Source organism: Planktothrix sp. FACHB-1365, assembly GCF_014697575.1.
In the GTDB taxonomy this organism is placed as follows: Bacteria; Cyanobacteriota; Cyanobacteriia; order Cyanobacteriales; family Microcoleaceae; genus Planktothrix.
Genome location: NZ_JACJSC010000016.1, coordinates 1 through 19,490, shown reverse-complemented (window position 1 = coordinate 19,490; position 19,490 = coordinate 1). Strand labels below are relative to the sequence as shown.

At 39.1% G+C, this 19,490-nt stretch carries 19 protein-coding genes and 1 pseudogene; 8 read left to right on the top strand and 12 right to left on the bottom strand.

Features of this window, described 5'->3' with window-relative positions:
* Window positions 1-6: 6 nt before the first annotated feature.
* A complete protein-coding gene (locus H6G57_RS17215; RefSeq protein WP_190520692.1) occupies window positions 7-1,776 on the top strand; it encodes an ATP-binding protein in 1,770 nt (589 codons plus the stop codon).
* Between the two features lie 663 nt (window positions 1,777-2,439).
* On the top strand, window positions 2,440-3,438 hold the full coding sequence (locus H6G57_RS17210) for an RNA polymerase sigma factor, RpoD/SigA family (protein WP_190520689.1): 999 nt from the start codon (window positions 2,440-2,442) through the stop codon (window positions 3,436-3,438).
* A 62-nt stretch (window positions 3,439-3,500) separates the two neighbouring features.
* On the opposite strand, the gene cobO is transcribed toward H6G57_RS17210, so the two are convergent.
* The gene (gene cobO, locus H6G57_RS17205; protein WP_190520687.1) at window positions 3,501-4,127 is read right to left on the bottom strand and encodes a cob(I)yrinic acid a,c-diamide adenosyltransferase; all 627 of its coding nucleotides are present in this window, start codon (window positions 4,125-4,127) and stop codon (window positions 3,501-3,503) included.
* Window positions 4,128-4,168: 41 nt separating this feature from the next.
* Entirely contained in the window at window positions 4,169-5,617 is a 1,449-nt protein-coding gene (locus H6G57_RS17200; RefSeq protein WP_190520685.1) for an ATP-dependent DNA helicase RecQ, read from the bottom strand.
* 330 nt (window positions 5,618-5,947) lie between these two features.
* On the opposite strand from H6G57_RS17200, the gene H6G57_RS17195 reads away from it, so the two are divergent.
* Entirely contained in the window at window positions 5,948-6,811 is an 864-nt protein-coding gene (locus H6G57_RS17195) for an alpha/beta fold hydrolase (RefSeq protein ID WP_190520683.1), read from the top strand.
* A 25-nt stretch (window positions 6,812-6,836) separates the two neighbouring features.
* Window positions 6,837-7,556, top strand: a complete 720-nt coding sequence (locus tag H6G57_RS17190) for a glycerophosphodiester phosphodiesterase family protein (protein WP_190520681.1) — start codon at window positions 6,837-6,839, stop codon at window positions 7,554-7,556.
* Between the two features lie 232 nt (window positions 7,557-7,788).
* Here the strand turns inward: H6G57_RS17190 and H6G57_RS17185 are convergent, their stop codons facing one another.
* From H6G57_RS17185 to hrcA, 3 genes are read right to left on the bottom strand one after another with little or no spacing between them, the layout of a single operon-like run.
* A complete protein-coding gene (locus H6G57_RS17185; protein WP_190520679.1) occupies window positions 7,789-8,571 on the bottom strand; it encodes a hypothetical protein in 783 nt (260 codons plus the stop codon).
* 6 nt (window positions 8,572-8,577) lie between these two features.
* The gene (locus H6G57_RS17180; protein ID WP_190520677.1) at window positions 8,578-8,964 is read right to left on the bottom strand and encodes a DUF1622 domain-containing protein; all 387 of its coding nucleotides are present in this window, start codon (window positions 8,962-8,964) and stop codon (window positions 8,578-8,580) included.
* A gap of 18 nt (window positions 8,965-8,982) precedes the next feature.
* Window positions 8,983-10,080, bottom strand: coding sequence for a heat-inducible transcriptional repressor HrcA (gene hrcA / locus H6G57_RS17175; protein WP_190520674.1), 1,098 nt, complete (start codon window positions 10,078-10,080; stop codon window positions 8,983-8,985).
* A gap of 248 nt (window positions 10,081-10,328) precedes the next feature.
* Here hrcA and H6G57_RS17170 point away from each other — a divergent pair, with 248 nt between their 5' ends.
* Entirely contained in the window at window positions 10,329-10,868 is a 540-nt protein-coding gene (locus H6G57_RS17170) for a GIY-YIG nuclease family protein (protein ID WP_190520672.1), read from the top strand.
* Window positions 10,869-10,928: 60 nt separating this feature from the next.
* Here the strand turns inward: H6G57_RS17170 and H6G57_RS17165 are convergent, their stop codons facing one another.
* Window positions 10,929-11,456 (bottom strand): hypothetical protein, encoded by a 528-nt coding sequence (locus H6G57_RS17165; protein WP_190520671.1) that lies wholly within the window; start codon window positions 11,454-11,456, stop codon window positions 10,929-10,931.
* Between the two features lie 43 nt (window positions 11,457-11,499).
* Window positions 11,500-11,904, bottom strand: coding sequence for an NIL domain-containing protein (locus H6G57_RS17160; RefSeq protein WP_072720928.1), 405 nt, complete (start codon window positions 11,902-11,904; stop codon window positions 11,500-11,502).
* Between the two features lie 251 nt (window positions 11,905-12,155).
* Here H6G57_RS17160 and H6G57_RS17155 point away from each other — a divergent pair, with 251 nt between their 5' ends.
* Entirely contained in the window at window positions 12,156-12,746 is a 591-nt protein-coding gene (locus tag H6G57_RS17155) for a thioredoxin family protein (RefSeq protein ID WP_190520669.1), read from the top strand.
* A gap of 100 nt (window positions 12,747-12,846) precedes the next feature.
* Here H6G57_RS17155 and tkt read toward each other — a convergent pair whose 3' ends face one another.
* The 5 genes from tkt to H6G57_RS17130 form a co-directional block, all read right to left on the bottom strand.
* Window positions 12,847-14,841, bottom strand: a complete 1,995-nt coding sequence (tkt, locus tag H6G57_RS17150; protein ID WP_190520667.1) for a transketolase — start codon at window positions 14,839-14,841, stop codon at window positions 12,847-12,849.
* Window positions 14,842-15,415: 574 nt separating this feature from the next.
* Entirely contained in the window at window positions 15,416-15,949 is a 534-nt protein-coding gene (locus tag H6G57_RS17145; RefSeq protein ID WP_190520665.1) for a hypothetical protein, read from the bottom strand.
* A gap of 519 nt (window positions 15,950-16,468) precedes the next feature.
* Window positions 16,469-16,993 (bottom strand): hypothetical protein, encoded by a 525-nt coding sequence (locus tag H6G57_RS17140; RefSeq protein ID WP_190520663.1) that lies wholly within the window; start codon window positions 16,991-16,993, stop codon window positions 16,469-16,471.
* Between the two features lie 107 nt (window positions 16,994-17,100).
* Window positions 17,101-17,805 (bottom strand): ferredoxin, encoded by a 705-nt coding sequence (locus H6G57_RS17135; RefSeq protein ID WP_242049003.1) that lies wholly within the window; start codon window positions 17,803-17,805, stop codon window positions 17,101-17,103.
* 142 nt (window positions 17,806-17,947) lie between these two features.
* On the bottom strand, window positions 17,948-18,202 hold the full coding sequence (locus tag H6G57_RS17130; protein WP_190520661.1) for an Asr1405/Asl0597 family protein: 255 nt from the start codon (window positions 18,200-18,202) through the stop codon (window positions 17,948-17,950).
* Between the two features lie 324 nt (window positions 18,203-18,526).
* Here H6G57_RS17130 and H6G57_RS17125 point away from each other — a divergent pair, with 324 nt between their 5' ends.
* A complete protein-coding gene (locus H6G57_RS17125) occupies window positions 18,527-18,739 on the top strand; it encodes a hypothetical protein (RefSeq protein WP_190520659.1) in 213 nt (70 codons plus the stop codon).
* A gap of 171 nt (window positions 18,740-18,910) precedes the next feature.
* A pseudogene (locus tag H6G57_RS29055) lies at window positions 18,911-19,490 on the top strand (RNA-guided endonuclease InsQ/TnpB family protein); the annotation flags it as partial.

Below are 19,490 nucleotides of genomic sequence, written 5' to 3'. Positions count from 1 at the left end.
TGAACTATGACCACTGAGAAACCCCTGGGTTCTGTCATTCAAGGTTCCCTGACAAAAGGTTTAGAAGTTCGCTTACATCCTGATGTGTCTGTCGAGGAAATGCGGGTTGGAAAATTTTTAGTGGTGCGGGGGAAGCGATCGCATTTTTTCTGTTTGCTGACCGATGTATCCTTGGGAACCTCCAGCGCCCGAATTATCGCCAACCCTCCTCAACCGGATGATGATTTTTTACAAGCAATTTTAGCTGGAAATAGCACCTACGGAACCATTGAATTAAGTCCGATGTTAATGTTGAGTCGGGAATTTTCCGAAGAAGAAGAACTCATTCGTGTCGCCACGCAACAACAAAAAGTAGGGGCGAGGTCTTCTCGCCCTCAAAATAATGGTAAAAATGGCATAGCGGCGATCGCGTCTTTCCAACCTCAAACCAATAGTACAGAAATTGAACTGTTACCTGTAAAAACTATTCCCGTTCATTTTTCCCAGGTTCATGAAGCCAGTGAACGGGATTTTAGGATTATTTTTGGCTGGGAAGATGACCCCACACGGCGCAATTTTGCCATCGGGAAACCGTTGGATATGGATGTCCCCATTTGTTTAGATTTAGATCGATTTGTAGAACGAAGTAATGGGGTATTTGGAAAATCAGGAACGGGAAAATCCTTTTTAACGCGATTATTATTATCGGGAATTATTAAGAAAAAAGCGGCGGTTAATTTAATCTTTGATATGCACTCTGAATATGGCTGGGAAGCCGTATCAGAGGGTAAACAATTTAGTACCGTTAAAGGGTTAAGACAACTATTTCCAGGTCAAGTGGAAGTGTATACTCTTGATCCTGAATCAACCCGACGACGGGGGATTAAAGACGCTCAAGAATTGTATTTAAGTTATAGTCAAATTGAAGTCGAAGATATTATGTTAGTGCAACGGGAATTAAATCTTTCCGAAGCTACAATTGATAATGCTAATATTCTTCGCAGTGAGTTTGGGAAAGATTGGATAACGCAATTATTATCCATGACCAATGAAGAAATCCAACTGTTTTGTGATGAACGTCGAGGACATAAAGGTTCCATTATGTCTCTGCAACGTAAATTAATGCGGATGGATAATTTAAAATATATGCGTCCGACTTGTCCGTCAAATTATGTGGATCGAATTTTGCAATCTTTGGATGCGGGAAAAAATGTAGTTGTTGAATTTGGTTCTCAATCCGATATGCTATCTTATATGTTAGTCACTAACATGATTACTCGCCGCATTCACCAAGCTTACGTTAGAAAAGCCGAGAATTTTTTAGCTTCCAAAAATCCCGTAGATCGTCCGACACAGTTAGTGATTACCATTGAAGAAGCTCACCGTTTTTTAGATCCTGCAATTGTGCGTTCAACGATTTTTGGAACCATTGCGCGAGAAATGCGAAAATATTTTGTTACCTTATTAATTGTCGATCAACGTCCCTCTGGAATTGATGCGGAAGTGATGTCTCAAGTGGGAACCCGAATTACGGCTTTACTTAATGATGATAAAGATATTGATGCTATTTTTACCGGGGTTTCTGGGGCACAAAGTTTGCGGTCTGTGTTATCCAAATTAGATTCTAAACAACAAGCTTTAGTCTTAGGTCATGCTGTCCCCATGCCTGTTGTGGTTAGAACTCGTCCCTATGATGAAACCTTCTATCAAGAAATTGGAGAAACCGACTGGAAAGAAATGTCAGATGAAACGGTATTAAAAGCAGCAGCTTTAGCAAAAGATGATTTAGGATTTTAACAATCGGACTAAACTGATAACTGATGACTGATGACTGATAACTGATAACTGATGACTGATAACTGGTAGAGACGTGCCATGGCACGTCTCTACTGATGACTGATAACCGATAACCCCAAGTTCGGTTATTACTCAATTACTACAGTTGTATTATCAAAAGAAATAGGGCATGATCAAAATATTCAAACAAAAGTAAAAGTTGCTATAATGGTAAATTCTCCCATGAAGCCCTTGACTTTCACCCCTAGTTGTATGTCATAATTTTGAGAGATGTAAATCTATGTAAACAATCTTAAGCTTCCTAGAATCAGGAAGCGGGAGAGAAAAGAGGAAAATCAACACTGATTCTCTGTCTAAGCCGAGCCTCGGTTGGCAACCTAACAGCCTGATGGAGTTATTCAGCTTTAGGGAAAACTAGGAAAAAACGATCACTAAAAGAAATATATAGCCCTAGACCCTAGACAACCACCATTCAATCGCAGCGACAAGACGGATAGGACAGAATTCACATTTACTTTTTACAGAGCAAGACAAGATTTGGAACCAGCCCTACGACTGAAACCCACTTAACCTGTGTTGTCCAGTCCTGTAAAACCTCCTGTAGATAGAGGAGGAAAATTTGCTACCCCTGTAAATTCTGTTTTAGGAGTGTAATTCATACCCATGCCAACTGTCAACACCAAAAACAAAGATCAAGCGGCTTCCAAAAACGCTCGACCTGCCACCACTGACACCGTTCGCACCTATTTGCACGAAATTGGTCGCGTCCCTTTGCTAACACGCGAACAAGAAATCACCTATGGCAAACAAGTGCAACAGATGATGCAACAGTTGGAAGCGAAAGACGGACTCGCAGATAAACTGGGTCGGGAACCGAGCCAGCACGAGTGGTCTGACGCGGTGGGGATGAGCGAAGCTGCACTTCAAACCACCCTGGAGCAAGGACGTCGCGCCAAGCAAAAAATGATTGAGGCGAACTTGCGTTTAGTGGTGTCCATTGCTAAAAAATACCAAAAACGCAATATGGAATTCTTGGATTTAATCCAAGAAGGAACCCTGGGTTTAGAACGAGGTGTGGAAAAATTTGATCCCATGCGGGGTTATAAGTTCTCGACTTATGCCTATTGGTGGATTCGCCAAGCGATTACCCGTGCGATCGCGCAAAATTCTCGCACCATTCGTCTGCCAATCCATATTACCGAAAAATTGAACAAAATTAAAAAAGTTCAACGGGACTTAGTGCAGAAATTAGGCCGTAACCCGACGGCGGCCGAAATTGCAGAAGCGCTAGAGTTAGACCCCGCCCAAATTAGAGATTATTTGTTGGCGTCTCGTCATCCGGTGTCTTTAGATTTGCGAGTAGGAGATAATCAAGATACGGAACTGCAAGATCTCTTAGAAGATGAAAGCACCTCCGCCGATACGTTTGTGACTCAAGAGTTACTGCGTCAGGACTTGAAAGATTTACTGGCGGACTTGACCCCCCAACAACGGGAAGTGATTACCCTGCGGTATGGGTTAGAAGATGGTAAGGAGATGTCCCTGTCTAAAGTGGGTGTTCGCATGAACATCAGCCGAGAACGGGTTCGTCAACTGGAAAACCAAGCGTTAAACCATCTGCGTCGTCGCAAAGCTCAAGTTCGGGAATATTTAGCCAGTTAAATAGAATGACCTCAAAAACCCGGTTTCTTTAAGAAACCGGGTTTTTAATTACCACTATCTTATTAAAATTCAATCCCAGGTTGAGCCTTGATCCCTTGTTCGCGGAAAGGATGCTTAACCAGGGACATTTCTGTTACGAGGTCTGCTTGTTCAATTAAGGCTTGAGGAGCCCCTCGACCCGTTAAAATAATATGAGTATCTTGGGGTTTCTGTACAAGTCCAGCTAGAACTTCTTCAACAGGTAAATAACCCAATTTCATCGCTACATTAATTTCATCGAGTAAGATTAATTTAAACTCAGGATTTTGAATAAAAGAAAGGGCTAAATTCCACGCTTCCTGTACTTTTTCAATATCTCGATCTCGGTCTTGGGTTTCCCAAGTAAAGCCTTCTCCTAACGCATGAAATTCTAATTGTTCAGGCCATTTACTGAATACGGCTTTTTCGGCGGGTTCCCATGCACCTTTAATAAATTGAATAATGGCGACTCGATAGCCATGACCGAGGGAACGCAACACCATTCCTAATGCGGCGGTGGTTTTGCCTTTTCCGTTCCCCGTATTAACAATAATTAATCCTTTAGTTTGATTTCGTTCTGCTACCCGTTGATCTTGAACTTCTTTGCGGCGTTGCATTTTCAAGCGGTGTTTTTCAGCAGTCAAAGTTGATTCGGGAATGTTAGTTTCCATTGTTTGAGTTCGGTTAATAAGGTTAGGAATAGTTTATTCTACTATTTTTTTTGTTTACAGCGATCGCAATGACCACATTTTTTTAAGGACTGATCTAAATTGAATCCAAACGCTTGTAATAAAAATTGCCACCGACATTGACGAGTTTTTAAGTATTGATTCATTTGTTGAATGGCTTTATTATTTATATCCAAAGTTGATTTAGCAGGTTTAGATTGCATTTCATAGTGAAACGGATCACGCCAGATTAAGCGTCCTTGGGCGTGTAATATTGAAAGGGCGATCGCACTATTATTAAATTGTTCAGAAACCGTTTCTATATTTCCTCTTAAGGGAAGTTTCTTGATTAATTGATTGGCTAATTGATATTGTTTTTGTAGGTTTTCTTTTAAATAATTTTGCCGTTGTTTATCTTCAGGATAGAAAAAACCTGTGGGTTCGCTAATAATTGTTAATGCGATCGCAGGTTGACCATCTCTCCCCGCCCGTCCCACTTCTTGAATATATTCTGATAATAAAAAAGGAGGTTGAAAATGGGCAACCCAGCGAACATTACTTTTATTAATTCCCATGCCAAAGGCACTACTACAAACCACAAATTTAATCTTTTCCTGTAACCAATCTTTTTCGATTTTCCGGCGTTCATCAGAACCTAAACCCGCATGATATGCAACGGTTGAATAATTTTGAGTTTGTAACCATTGGGCTAATTCTTCACAGTCTTTACGGGTGCGGGCATAAATTAAACCTGTTTGGTTTTTTCGAGGTTTAATAAATTGGATTAATTGTTGTTGTCGTCCTCTGGGAGTGCAAACTGTTTTAACGTTTAATTCTAAATTATATCGATAGGGACTGAGAAGAAATTGTTGAGGATTTTTGAGGTTTAAAACCTGTTTAATAATAGCTTGAGCATCAGGATCGGCGGTGGCTGTAAAGGCTGCGATCGCTATTTTTGTTCCCGCAGGTTTTAGTTTTAATAAAGTTGCCCGAATAGCCCCTAAACGTCGATAAGCAGGGCGAAAGGTATCCCCCCATTGGACTAAACAATGGGCTTCATCTAAGATTAAACCATTGATTTTAACTTGGGGTTGAGAAATCACACTCCAAACGGGAGAACTTAATAGAGTTTCAGGAGAAAGATAGAGAAGTCTTAATTGATTTTGTTCAACTAAACGTAAGGTATTGCGACGTTGTTGGGGCAATAATTGGCTATGAATTAAAGCGGCGGGAAGTTTGAGATCTTGAAGTTCTTGTACCTGATTTTCCATTAATGCCACAAGCGGCGAGATCACTAAAGTTAATCCGGTTTTTAATAAGGCTGGAAGTTGAAAACAAATTGATTTACCCCCTCCCGTTGGCATGACAATTAAAGCATCTTTGTAGTCTAGCAAGCTTTTAATAATTTCCCCTTGGGGAGGTCGGAAATCATCATAACCCCAAATCTTTTTAAAGGCAGTTTTTACCTGTTGCCACTCTGTAGATGCTTGCATGATGCTTTGGTTATTTTACAAAATAAAATTGAGAAAAAATTGATATTATTATCTCATATTTTACCTAAAATTAGATCATTTTTAAACCTAGGGTCAGTAACAAACCCTAACTTAAGGGCTGAAATCACAAGCTTTTTCTAATCATCTATCCTATACTATAGCAATGCCTGTAGGGGAAATGTCCTTCCAAATCCAGGCGCAAAGAGGGTTTGAAAACCAAACCCCTACAATAAAATATTACAACCTTGGCGTGGATTGATATAGAGAGATCTAATCCTTTATACTGAAAATATCCAGTTTGCTAATTTATTATTTTCAGAGGGTAAAACCATGAGTTATATTAGAAAAACCTTATCCCTATCAACGGCTAACCTCTCTTATTTAGAATGGAATTCTGCGGTTAACTGTTCGTCGGATACAAATCTTTTATTATTACATGGGTTAGCAGATCAAGCGTTGGTTTGGAAAAAGTTAGGAGAGAAATTGAGCGATCGCTATCATATTATAGCACCGGATATGCGAGGACATGGAGAAAGTAGTAAACCTGATAAGGGATATACCTTTACGGAAGTTATTGAAGATTTAGAAGCATTAATGGATCATTTGAATTGGTCAAAAGCTCATATTTTAGGACATTCTTGGACGGGTAAAATGGCAGCGATTTGGGCAAAACAGAATCCTGAACGATTTAATAGTATGATTTTAGTTGATCCAATTTTTATTATGAAACTTCCCGGTTTGTTTAAATTAACTCTACCCCTTTTGTATCGTCAGTTAGATTGTTTAAAATTAATCGGCCCCTTTGTTAGTTTTGAACAGGCTGAAAATCAAGCTAAACAATTAGCTCAATTTGCGGGATGGAGTGATTTACAACAGGAATTATTTGAAGCAGGAATGGAACAAAAACGAGATGGAACTTGGGGAAGTAAATTTGGAATTCCGGCTAGAAATGAAATTTTTGAACAGGTGATGGAAGTTCCAGGGTTAACAGAAAATATTAAGATTCCCACATTATTAATTCAACCAGAAAAGGGAGTTAATCGTATGGACTGGCAATTAAAACCTTATCAACAGTATTTAACCCAGTTAAAAATTGAACGGGTGGCGGGTAATCATTGGTCATTTTTAGTTGAACCCGATTGTTTTAATCAAACCGTTGAAGCATTTTTAAAAGCTCAAATGATGGTAAAATAATAATTATAGAAATAGAGGTAAAAAGATGGATTTAGAAATTATTGCTCATCGGGGTTTTTCGGTTATGGCACCTGAAAATACCCTGGTTGCGTTTAGTGCAGCTTTACAACAGGGGGCAAATTCTCTGGAATTTGATGTACAAGTTTCTGCGGATGGAATTCCCGTTATTTTTCATGATGAATTATTAAATCGAATTACGGGAACATCGGGTAAAGTTTCCGAGAAAACCATTGCAGAACTCAAAGAATTAGATGCAGGTTCGTGGTTTGCTGAACGATTTGCTGGAGAAAGTATTCCTACATTAGAAGATGTGATCGCTACTTTTCAAAATGTTAAGGATTTTTTATATTTTGATATTAAACCGAATCATCAATGGTTAGAGGAAGAAGTTCAAAACTTAGGGGGATTTTTAATTCAAAATGATCTTCTTAAAAAATCAATTATAACTTCTTTTAATGAAAAATTTTTAGATCAAATTCGTCACTATCATCCCGAAATAACCCTGGGATATTTTTTAATTGCTTTTAATCAGTTTGAAGAACAGCTTCAAAAAGCAATTAACAAAGGAAATTCGATTTTAAGCATCCATTATCCTGTTGTATTACAACATCCAGAAATCGTAACCCAAAGCCAAAATCAAGGAGTCGATATTGTGGTTTGGACAGTGGATGATCTCAATGATTTTAATACTTTAGTTAATTTAGGCGTGAAGCGGATTATTACCAATTCATTAATAGGAATTTAGAAACTGGGTTTAAAAACACCTCGATTTCAGACCCTAAACTTAAGTTATATGAAATCCCCTTATGAACGCTACAAATGATCCCCCCAGCCCCCCTGTAGAGACGTTGCATGCAACGTCTCTACAGGGGGATTTGTAGCAAACATTTAAAGATTTCATATAAGAAACCGGGTTTTTGAAAATCCCTATAGGCTTAACTTAAAAACCCGGTTTCTGATGCTATGTTGCGGTTAAACTAAATCCCAGTAACAACAGCCCAAAAATAGGTTTTAAAGGTTTTTATATCAACCTTAATCTGCATCTGTTGACCCCAAGTAAATAGATTAAACTCAATCATATTCCGATTGTAATCAATATTTAATTGATCTAATAAGGCGACCCAATGACTGGGATAGGAAAAAACGGGAGGTTTGTTCAGGAGTAAGCCAAAATCATTAATTAATCCAAAGGCTACACCCCCAGATTTTACAATTTGATTTGCTTTTTGAATCGCTTCTAAATCTCCGAATAAATAAGCATAATGATAATGAATGGTTTGATAACCTAAAATTTCTTGAGTCCATCCGCCAATTTCCCAAGGCTTTGTAATTCCGGCTAAATTTCTCAAGAGTTGAGGAGCATTCGGGTCAACGGAAAAAATCAGATTTTCCGATTCTCTCAGTGTCGATAATACCATCCAATCCACTTGAGAGATCTTAACATTAACTTGACTCTGTTGTAAATAGACAGGTGAAGGAATCCAACGATTTGTATGGGTATGAAAGCCCCCAATTTGAAAGAGATTTCGACAGAGTTGAATATAAGCAGCAGGATGTTTTCGAGCCAGTTCAAAAATAATAGCAGCAGGGCCACAAAAGGGTTGAGAACCTTGATTAATGTTAAAGGGATTTAGCAGACGTGAGCGGATTTCGGCAATAATTTGCTGTTTATTGAGTCCCGTCCAAACCCCAGGAACTTTTGAACGTTCAAACTCGATAATTGCTGTTTCTGCGATGGTTAAAGGGTCAGAATTCACCATTATATTCTATAATTTCTGAATAGAAGATTTCTCCTCTAGCTTTTTCTGAAAGTTAGTTTCACTTTCCAGTTCTTTATTCAAAAAATAATTTAAAAATGTCCGAATCACAGCAATTGCGGCTAACTGTCCTAATACCTGAAAAGAGGGTGTAATTGTGGTAGAAACAATATCCGCACCCAATTGAAATTCCAAGGCTAAGGCTAACCACGTTCCAAAGTGGAGACGTAACTCTATAAAGGGAAAAACTAGCCGCCGATGGAAAGCTTTTAAGGCAATTTTTAAGGTAGTAATTAATCCTAAAAAGACGCAAAAAGCCGAAATTGCTTCTAAGCCAAATCTTAGAAGATGGACAAAGGAAAATAAACTATTTTCTAAGGATTCTAAACCGACCATAAATATAGAAATTAAACATTAACTCAGTGCTTCTGACAAATAATCAGCAGCGGCTTCAACAACGGCGATGGCATTTTCATACATCATCCGAGTCGGGCCTAAAATTCCCACACTTCCCACCGGAATATTATCCCGTCGATATTGAGCCGAAACCAATGTACAGCCTTGAATGGGTTCTAAGGGATTTTCCGACCCAATCCGAACCGTAACCCGTTCAGTTTGGGACGGGGGAAAAATTAACGGCCACAATTGTTCCTGTTCTTCTTCTAATAAGTGCATTAAAGTTTTAACCTGTTGTAATTGCGAAAATTCGGGTAAATGTAAAACTTCAGCAATTCCACTAATTAGAATTCGAGTATATTCTGGGGTTTGGCTACGATGACTTAAATCCGTTAATAATTTGCGTAAAAAATCCGAATAGCGTTGAAATTCCCGATCTAATTCTGTACAATCTAAAGTGGAGAGTTCAGAAATAGATTTTCCTCTCAATTGAGCATTTAAAAAATTAGAAATTAATTGTAACTCTTGTTCTAAAACTTCTGGATTTTCGGGTAGCGGATTAACTCCCATTGTGTTAGAATTAGCAGGGTAATTCGGAGACGATAATTCAATCAAACTCGATTGGGTTTGATAGGAATCCGTTACTACAACTAACATTATTTTTCCAGGTTCTATCGAAATCAGGTGCAAATGTCGCAACCGGGTTGTAATTCGTTGGGGTAATGTTACTAAGGTAATATACCCACTCAAAGTTGATAAAATTTGCGATGCACCCCGCAAAATTGCCTCCAAACTACAGTTTTTTAAACTGAGTTGTTCCCGTAATAATTGCAGTGCTTCATCGGCTACGGTTTCTGAAGGCGTAATTAATTTATCCACATAAATTCGATAACCCGAATCTGAGGGGACTCGTCCGGCGGAGGTATGGGGTTGATACAGGAGTCCAGCGCGTTCCAAGACCCCCATACTATTGCGGATGGTGGCGGGACTGACTTTGAGGTTGTATTCTTCCACCAACGCTTTAGAACCAACAGGTTCTGCCGTCGCAATATAGTGACGAATCGTTGCCCACAGGATATGATGATGTCGCTCTGTTAAATGCACTTGTGTAAACATTGAGTTTTTTTATACAGATTTGACTGAGGGAGTATGGTCTTGAACCAGGCAACTCTGAGATTTCCAGAAGTTTACGACTCGCCAGTTATTCAGCAGAGTTTTAAGATCCAAGATAACAGATATTTGAGTTGAATGGGAAAATTTTTCTCCTCATGTATTTAATCGCCGTTAAAAAGAATTCAATAAAACGCTATAATTAAATCGGTACTGATCCATTTAAAATTAGGAAAAAAGCGTTTTTTGTATCAATGACTAATCCAACTGAAATTCCTCCTCTTAATAGTTTAGACTATATCTCCTATTTGGATGAAAATGGCAGAATCCCTGACTTTCTTCAGGGTCAAATTGGTGTTTATGCCATTTTTAATCAAGATAAAATCTTACAATATGTCGGATATTCCAGAGATATTTATCTAAGTTTAAAGCAACATTTTGTTCGGCAATATCAAGGCTGTTATTGGCTGAAGTTACAAACAATTACTCGTCCAAATCGAACAATTTTAGAAGAAATTAAAGCAGCTTGGATTACTGAAAATGGTTCAATTCCTCTGGGAAATGCAGAAGATGAAATGCTGTGGAATCATCCCATTCAAGTCAAACCTTTAATGACAACCGAAGAAAAAATAGCTTATGAAAAAAACGATGAAATCGGTCAAGAAAAACTGTTAAAACAAGTTGCTCGTCGTGTGGAAGAAGAAATTTTAACTCAACTCCAAGAACGGGGATTACAAGAAGAAATTCGCTTTAATCCCAAACTCAAAAGTAATGGATTATTAGATTTAAAATAATAGCAATGGTGTGTTAGCGTCAAGCTGACGCACCCAATAACATTAATCTCTTAACCCTTGTTACTCTTGAGCAGGTGGAGTTTCTGCACTATAGGGAATTTCAAGACATCCTAAATCAAAGGGGAAACACAATTGGAATTCTAAATGATCTACAGAAAAATAATAATTCAGTACCCATCCTAATGTTAAACCAAAGGTAGATAATATCGATAAAATAATAAAAGATTGCCAATTACTAAATCTGGAGGTTTGCAATTCTAACCTCGCTAATGCTGTGGCTGAAAGCATTAATAAAATATTAATCGAAATCTGTAGCCAAGTGACCATAAACACACCTAAGATTGAGATAAAAACAATCATTAAGAATGTTCCTAGATCAGTTCTAATCCATCTTAATACTATATTTTGAAAAAAGTTAAGCGGAATCGTAAAGAATAAATCTACTGCCCAAATTAAGGCTAAAATTATACCTGCAATTATAGAATATAGATGAGATTCAAATAAAAACCAACCAAAATGAAGACAAGTTAGGAGCAGTAATCCAAAGGAAACCCAAGTAATAATTGTTAGTTCTTTTTGTGATTTCATTGAAAAATTAAGAGAAAAAACAAGTTTTGTATTGAATTCCCGTTTAGAGATTCGTAGAAATCGCTTGAACGGGACAGGTGGGAATACATTGTTCACAAACAATACATCGGGAACGGGTAAACGTCAAATAAAAGGTTTCAGGATTAAGCGTTAAGGCTTCTGTCGGACAAACTCCAGTACATAATCCACAATCAACACAACTTTCTTCATCAATTAAAATCTCTCGTCCTACTAAAGAAACCCCAATATTTTGAGTTTGCATCCATTCAATAGCGGCTTCTAATTCATCAATATCCCCTGACAATTCTACCACTAATTTTCCCTCTTGATTGGGGGCGACTTGAGCCCGAATAATATTAGCAGCCACATTAAAATCTTTTGCCAATCGATAGGTAATCGGCATTTGAATAGAGCGTTTGGGAAAGGTTAAAGTGACTCTTTTTTTCATTGTTATAAAATTAAAAATTACGAATTACGAATTACGAATTACGAATTTATAGCTATTACACTTTTTGGGACTATTTTTATAGCTAATTTATTTTGATCCTATTTTACTGCAACTTCAAGGGAATTGTTAAAAATTTTCAGAAAAATATAGTTAAACTAAAATAATCAGAAGCTAGGAGTTAGAGTCAGCCGTGAATTCTTTCTGCGCCTGTCTCATTCCTAGGATAGGTGATCATTTTTTATTTTAGGAACATGAACGAAAATCCATTGCATTCAACAACATCAACTCAACCCTCTGATTTAGCCAAACGCATTAGAAACTTTTTAATTGCCATGGCTGCGATTATTTTGGCTGTAGCCGTTTTCCTGGGGGTACGGATGGATGCGACATCAACCTCTCTTCCTCAACTCGCAGAAGAATCTGTTCCGATGGATGTCGCCTTGAGGAATGGAAAACCCACCTTAATTGAATTTTATGCTAATTGGTGTACCAGTTGCCAAGCGATGGCCCCAGAATTGCATGAAATTAAACAGCAATATGCTGAACAACTGAATTTTGTTATGTTGAATGTGGATAATAGTAAATGGTTGCCTGAACTGCTGAAATATCGAGTTGATGGAATTCCTCATTTTGTTTATTTGAATCAAAATGCTGATACCATTGCACAAACTATTGGTGAAATTCCCCGGAATATCCTAGAAGCAAATTTAGACGCTTTAATCGCTGAAAATCCTCTCCCCTATACTCAATCAATAGGCCAAGTTTCTGCCTTTAATTCCCCACTAACTCCCGATAAACCTAGTACGGTTGACCCCCGTTCTCATGGCGCTCAAGTTCAATAAAAAAAGTGCGGTAGATGACCGCACTCAATAATAAGAAGAGAGGAAACAGGAGACAGGAGGAAAAACTCTTTCCTGTTCCCTATTCCCCTAAACTTTAGGCTTAACCTAATAACGCTTTCGCTTTGTCTAAAACATTATCCAGGGTGAAACCAAATTTCTCCATCAACACGTTACCCGGAGCAGAAGCACCAAAGCGATCAATACTGATCATGTCGCCTTGATCACCAATATAACGTTGCCAACCGAAACTGCTGGCAGCTTCTACCGCTAACCGTTTGGTGACAGCTTTCGGTAACACAGATTCTTTGTAAGCTGCATCTTGTTCTTCAAACAGTTCCCAACAGGGCATAGAAACCACCCGAACTTTCTTGCCTTCGGCGGTTAATTTAGCGGCGGCTTCCACACACAGAGACACTTCGCTTCCCGTTGCGATCAGAATTAAATCGGGAGTGCCTTCAGAGTCAGACAGAACATAAGCTCCTTTGCTGACCACATCAATAGAACTACCTTTTAAGTTCGGTAACGCTTGACGAGTTAACGCAATCAGCGTGGGACGATTCCGATTTTCAACGGCGACTTTATAAGCCCCAGAGGTTTCGTTTCCATCCGCCGGACGCATCACCAACAGGTCAGGAATTGCTCGTAAGGAGGCAATGGTTTCTACAGGTTGGTGGGTGGGGCCATCTTCCCCAAGGGCGATAGAGTCGTGGGTCATCACATAGATCACCCCGATTTCTGATAAGGCGGATAAACGAATCGCCGCCCGCATATAGTCCGCGAAGACTAAGAATGTCGCGCAATAGGGAATTAAGCCAGAGTAATGCAGACCAATGCCATTACAAATTGCACCCATTCCGTGTTCCCGGACACCGAAACGCAGGTTACGGTTTTGATATTGTCCTTTTTGGAAATTACCAAAGCCCTTCATCTCCGTTAAGTTGGAGTGGGTTAAGTCGGCTGAACCTCCAATTAATTCGGGGATAGCGGGAGCTAAGGCATTTAGACATCCTTCAGAATATTGACGGGTGGCTTTGCCTTTTTCTTCCGGGGTAAAGGTTGGAAGGGCTTTTTCCCAGCCTTCGGGGAGTTTTCCGCTAATGCGACGTTCAAATTCAGCGGCTTCTTGGGGATATTTGGCTTTGTAGTTTTCCCAAGTTTTGCTCCATTCTCCTTCCAGATTCGCCCCGCGTTCAACGGCTTTACGGAAATGAGCTAAGGCATCATCGGGAACGACAAAAGGTTCATAACCCCAACCCAGATTTTTACGGGTAGCTGCCACTTCATCTCCCCCTAACGCCGCTCCATGAACTCCAGCAGTGTTGGCTTTATTGGGAGAACCATACCCAATGATGGTGGTAACTTTAATGAAAGACGGTTTATCGGTGACTTCCTTCGCTTTGGCAATGGCATCTGCAATGGCATCTAAATCCGTGTTGCCATTTTCAACGTGCTGAACGTGCCAACCATAGGTTTCAAAGCGTTTGCTGACATCTTCGGTAAAAGAAATCTCGGTATTTCCATCAATGGAAATATGGTTATCGTCGTAGAGGGCAATTAATTTACCAAGTCCCAGGTGTCCGGCTAAAGAACAAGCTTCACCCGAAACCCCTTCCATGTTGCAACCATCCCCTAAGATCACATAGGTATAATGGTCTACCAAGTTGGCATCGGGTTTATTGAAGGTCGCAGCCATGTGGGCTTCGGCCATAGCTAACCCAACCCCATTGGCAATCCCTTGACCTAATGGGCCAGTGGTAACTTCTACCCCGGCGGTGACAAAGTTTTCCGGGTGGCCAGGAGTCTTAGACCCCCACTGACGGAAGTTTTTGATATCATCTAAGGAAACGCTATCGTATCCCATCAGATACAGCAGGGCATACTGCAACATTGAGCCATGACCGGCTGAGAGCACGAAGCGATCGCGGTTATACCATTTAGGATTTTTGGGATTGAACCGCATAAACCGATCCCACAACACAAAGGCCATCGGCGCAGCACCCATCGGTAATCCAGGGTGGCCAGATTTTGCCTTTTCTACGGCATCAATGGCTAGGAAGCGAATCGAATTTATGCAAAGTTCTTCAAGTGAAGCCATAATTATTTTTATCTGTAGACTTTAGTGAGTGCGTGAGTGCCGAAGCATCGAATCTCAACGAGTTCAGATTCTACGCCATAAGTGGCTCTGGAATTCCCCTCAGACTGCATCTCAATCATCTCACCACTTGGGACACGCAAGCAACCCAATTCTTAATTTTCCGTGAAACTTGATTTTTTAGCTGATGCACAATTTATTGATTTTGTCAATACCCCGATCCACGACTTGACTTTTTCTTCAAAAAACTCGTGCATCGCAGCAGCCATAAACCAATTAAATTTTCTCAATCTTGAACAATTTTAAAGGGTTTTAGCCTCTATTTTTGCCTATAGACACAATAAGCCCTTGGCTGCGTTTTTTTAGTATACCTCAAACCCCTATGGTTTCGTCAAGTAATTGCAAGCCATTTTCAATAAAAAATCCGATTTTTCTCAAATTCTTTTAAAATTTAAAAGAATAATACCTTTACTAATAAGAATATTTAATATCAAGTTGTTGGTCGCTTACAGAAACCGGGTTTCTCCTGAAATGTTGAAGATGAAATATAAATTCTGATGTAGAAACCCTATTTCTTTCAACTAGGTGTTTGATTTTCTTGTTGTTGTTTTGGTAAAGCGTGCCTTTGCTTAAGACCTGATGTGCGACCAGAACCACCGGAAGTTGACATAGAAGGTTGAATTAACTCGACACGACCAACTACTTCTAGGATTACTAAATCTTTTGGATTTCCTTCTAGGATCTCAGGTTCTGATTGGCCTGGAATTGTAAGCTCAAACTTTCCATTCGCATCATAACGAGCAATTCGCGCATTTTCTAAACCAATAGTTTTCTTGCCAGAGTCAATCTCCTTTTCATCGCCAACAACGAGAACACCCATGCCTTCTTGAGCAAGCTTCGAGGCTAGTTTAAGTTCTTGATTGGAACAAAACCAAACTCTGGCAATTCCCTTCGCATCTTCATCTGACCCAGCAAAGATACCCTGAAGATATTTCCGTTCTTCTCGATCTCGATATCGTTGTTCCTTAGAATTAGACTGGTTAACTTCAACTTCCTCAGATTGAGGCAGAAACTTAATTGCTGAAAGTTTCATTTTAATTTCTGGGGGCATCGTCCTCTCCTATTCTACTTTTGAATAACGGGTTAATTTCCAAATTATAGGAGAAGAACAAGCAAGACTAACGTTTCTTCTCACCACTTGGGACACGCAAGCAACCCAATTTTTAATTTTCCGTGAAACTTGATTTTTTAGCTGATGCACAATTTATCAATTTTGTCAATACCCCGATCCACGACTTGACTTTTTCTTCAAAAAACTCGTGCATCGCAGCAGCCATAAACCGATTAAATTTTCTCAATCTTGAACGAGTTTAAAGGGTTTTAGCCTCTATTTTTGCCTATAGACACAATAACCCCTTGGGTGTGTTTTTTTTAGTATACCTCAAACCCCTATGGTTTCGTCAAGTAATTGCCAGCCATTTTCAATAAAAAATCCAATTTTTCTCGAATTCTTTTAAAATTTAAAACAAGTATCCGCAATTTATTGGTTTTAGTTATCAAAAAAACTCAAATCATCTCGCAAAAAAGGTTTCTGAAAAAATCTGAGTTTAAAACAGAAACCCTATTTCTTTCAGCTAGGTGTTTGATTTTCTTGTTGTTGTTTTCGTAAAGCGTGCCTTTGTCTAAGACCTGATTGGCGACCAGAACCACCGGAAGTTGACATAGAGGGTCGAATCAACTCGACACGACCAACTACTTCTAGGATTACTAGATCTTTTGGATTTCCTTCTAGGATCTCAGGTTCTGATTCGCCTGGAATTGTAAGCTCAAACTTTCCATTCGCATCATAACGAGCAATTCGCGCATTAGATAAACGAATAATTTTGTCATCATAGCTATTTTTGGGCTCGACGTAATCGCCAACAACAAGAATACCTTTTCCTTCTTCTGCAATAGTCCAGGCTACTATAAGTTCTTCATAGGAAAAAAACTTTACTTTCGCAATTGCCGTTGCATCTTCATCTGACCAAGCAAAGACACCCTGAAGATAGGGTTGTTCCTCTTGATATCGTCCCCTGCGACCAGGCTGGCTAACTTCCTGAGATTGAGGTAGAAACTTAATTGCTGAACGTTTCATCTTAATTTCTGGAGGCATTGTTATCTCCTATTCTACTTTTGAATAACGGGTTAATTTCCAAATTATAGGAGAAGAACAACCCCGATCAATCTTTCTTTCTTAAGTCTCCCGTATCCTAAATTTTTTTAAAAATGTTGTTCAATCAACGCGGGAATTTTTTCCGGTTCAACTTTACTATAACGGGTTTTATCCGGTAACATCACCAGATTAGGGCCAGCTTTACATTTTTTCAAACATCCTGTTTTTTGAATTGTTACCTGATCTTCTAATCCCCGTTGAGCTAATTCTTGTTGCAATAGCGTACAAATCGCATCGCCTCCCCGTTTACGACAATCGGATTTTTGACAAATTAAGATTTTAGCGGGTTTAACCGCAGGCTGTTGTACCGGTTCACCGGGAATAACTGAAGGACAAATTTCTGAGGTTTTATAGTCTTCCTGAATTGGGGAATATAAAATATTAGAAGTGGTAGAAGTTTGAACACTCAAAGAGGATGAAAGAACTAAATTTTCAGAAGCACTTTCTGGGCTTTCATCACCGAATAAAGGAGTTAAAGTTGATAGGGGTGGGAAAGCTGGAAGTATCTGTTCAGCTTTTAATTTAATCTTTCCGGTTTTAAAATCTTGTTTTTTTTGACCTTTGACGCGCACCTCCTGACCAGGAGCTAAATTAGAAATTCCCATCATCCGCGCTGCTTTAGACAGTTTAATCAGCAATAATCCCACAGGAGTTTGTAGCGTCATTAATTTAGGTTTATCTTCTTTTATCCACACATTTTTGATTGTTCCTGTTAAGTTGAATTCTGTATGGCTTTTGTTGGATTTATACATGGGTTTACTGGAGGTGACAAGTAACAAAAATTTCAAGCTGTACTTAAAGGAAAACAGTAATAGACAAACTTAAAAAAGTTCAAGTCTAGTCAATATCTGTTAATCAGAAAAGTTTAGAAAAGGTTAAAAAAACTTTGGGATTTCAAATCGAATGACAATGCCAACAGTGTTCTAAGTGCTCGACTAAATTTTGATGAGACTGGCTGAATTGTCGGAGGACGCTCAAGAGTTGAATTGTATCTTTTGGGGTATTAATTTGAACCTGTAACGGTTGGTTAATTCGACACCAGCAGGGAATCTCTAACTCTTGTAATCGCTTATAAACAAGCCAACGGTCTACCCAGTTAATTCCCAAAATTTCACAAATCGCGCTTTCGTCAAGATGAGATGAGTTCATAAGTTGTTCTCAAATGAAATCTATTTTCACTAACAGAGACAGGAAGCCTAGGGATAATCCATTACTTTTACCCGTCAACCGATAGTGATCAGCATAACTCAAATGCAAAGTATTCTCAATAGGTACGGCAAAAATTTTTGATTTGGACTTTCTAGCTATCCGAAGCGTTGGGGGATACTACTGGGGTTAGAGTTATTCAGCATGAGTCGAAATACTTATTTACTAAAATTATAAAAATTTCTGTTACTTATGATACATTTTGCTAAAATTATGTAAAAATTTTAGATAGAGAGATATTAAACAGGAATTTAGGAGAATCTAGCCATGACCATGCAAGATAAAGCACGGGAACTCTTGGTTCAAGATCGTCAATACCAAGAACACGTCCAGGAAACCATGCGAAACCGGGCGGCGGAAGAAGAAAATCTGATTGAACAGACCCAGGAACAAGCACGGGAGTTATTAATTCAGGAACGTCTCCATGATGATCATCTTCATGAAGCCATGTTAAGCCGTGCGAGTGAACAGATCAGTTAACTTTATCTAGGATCTCGGTTTGAAGACTCCCGTTACACCGCCCGGTTAACGCCGGGCTGTGAATAAAGATGAAAAACCGAGCAACAAAACCAGATTGGCACGACATAGAAACAGTTGACACCAAACAAAAACTTGTGCTAACCTAGATTTAGGTCGAGATAGGTAGCATAAATGTTGGTTTTAGAATTTAAAGTTAGAGCCGCATTGCAACAAAGCAAGGCAATAGATGAAGCGATTCGTACAGCCCAATTCATCCAGAACAAGTGTTTAAGATATTGGATGGATAACAAAGGGGTTAATAAGTACGATTTGAACAAATATTGTCGTGTATTAGCTCATGACTTTAAATTCGCGTCGGAACTAAATTCTCAGGCTAGACAATAAGCGTGCCGAGAGAGCATGGTCAGCTATCGCTCGATTCTACGATAATTGCAAGCGGAAAGTTCCGGGTAAAAAAGGCTTCCCTAAATTCAAAAAGAATTGCCGTTCGGTTGAGTACAAAACAACCGGATGGCAATTAAACTTAGAAACTCGTAAAGCTATTACCTTTACTGATAAAAAAGGGATTGGGCGGTTACGGTTAGTAGGAAGCTATGATCTGCATTTCTATCAACCCGAACAAATTAAACGAGTGAGATTAGTTAGACGTGCAGACGGCTACTATTGCCAATTTCTGATTTCAATTGACGTTAAGATTCAATCTGAACCAACCAATAAAACAATTGGTTTAGATGTAGGGTTATCTGCTTTT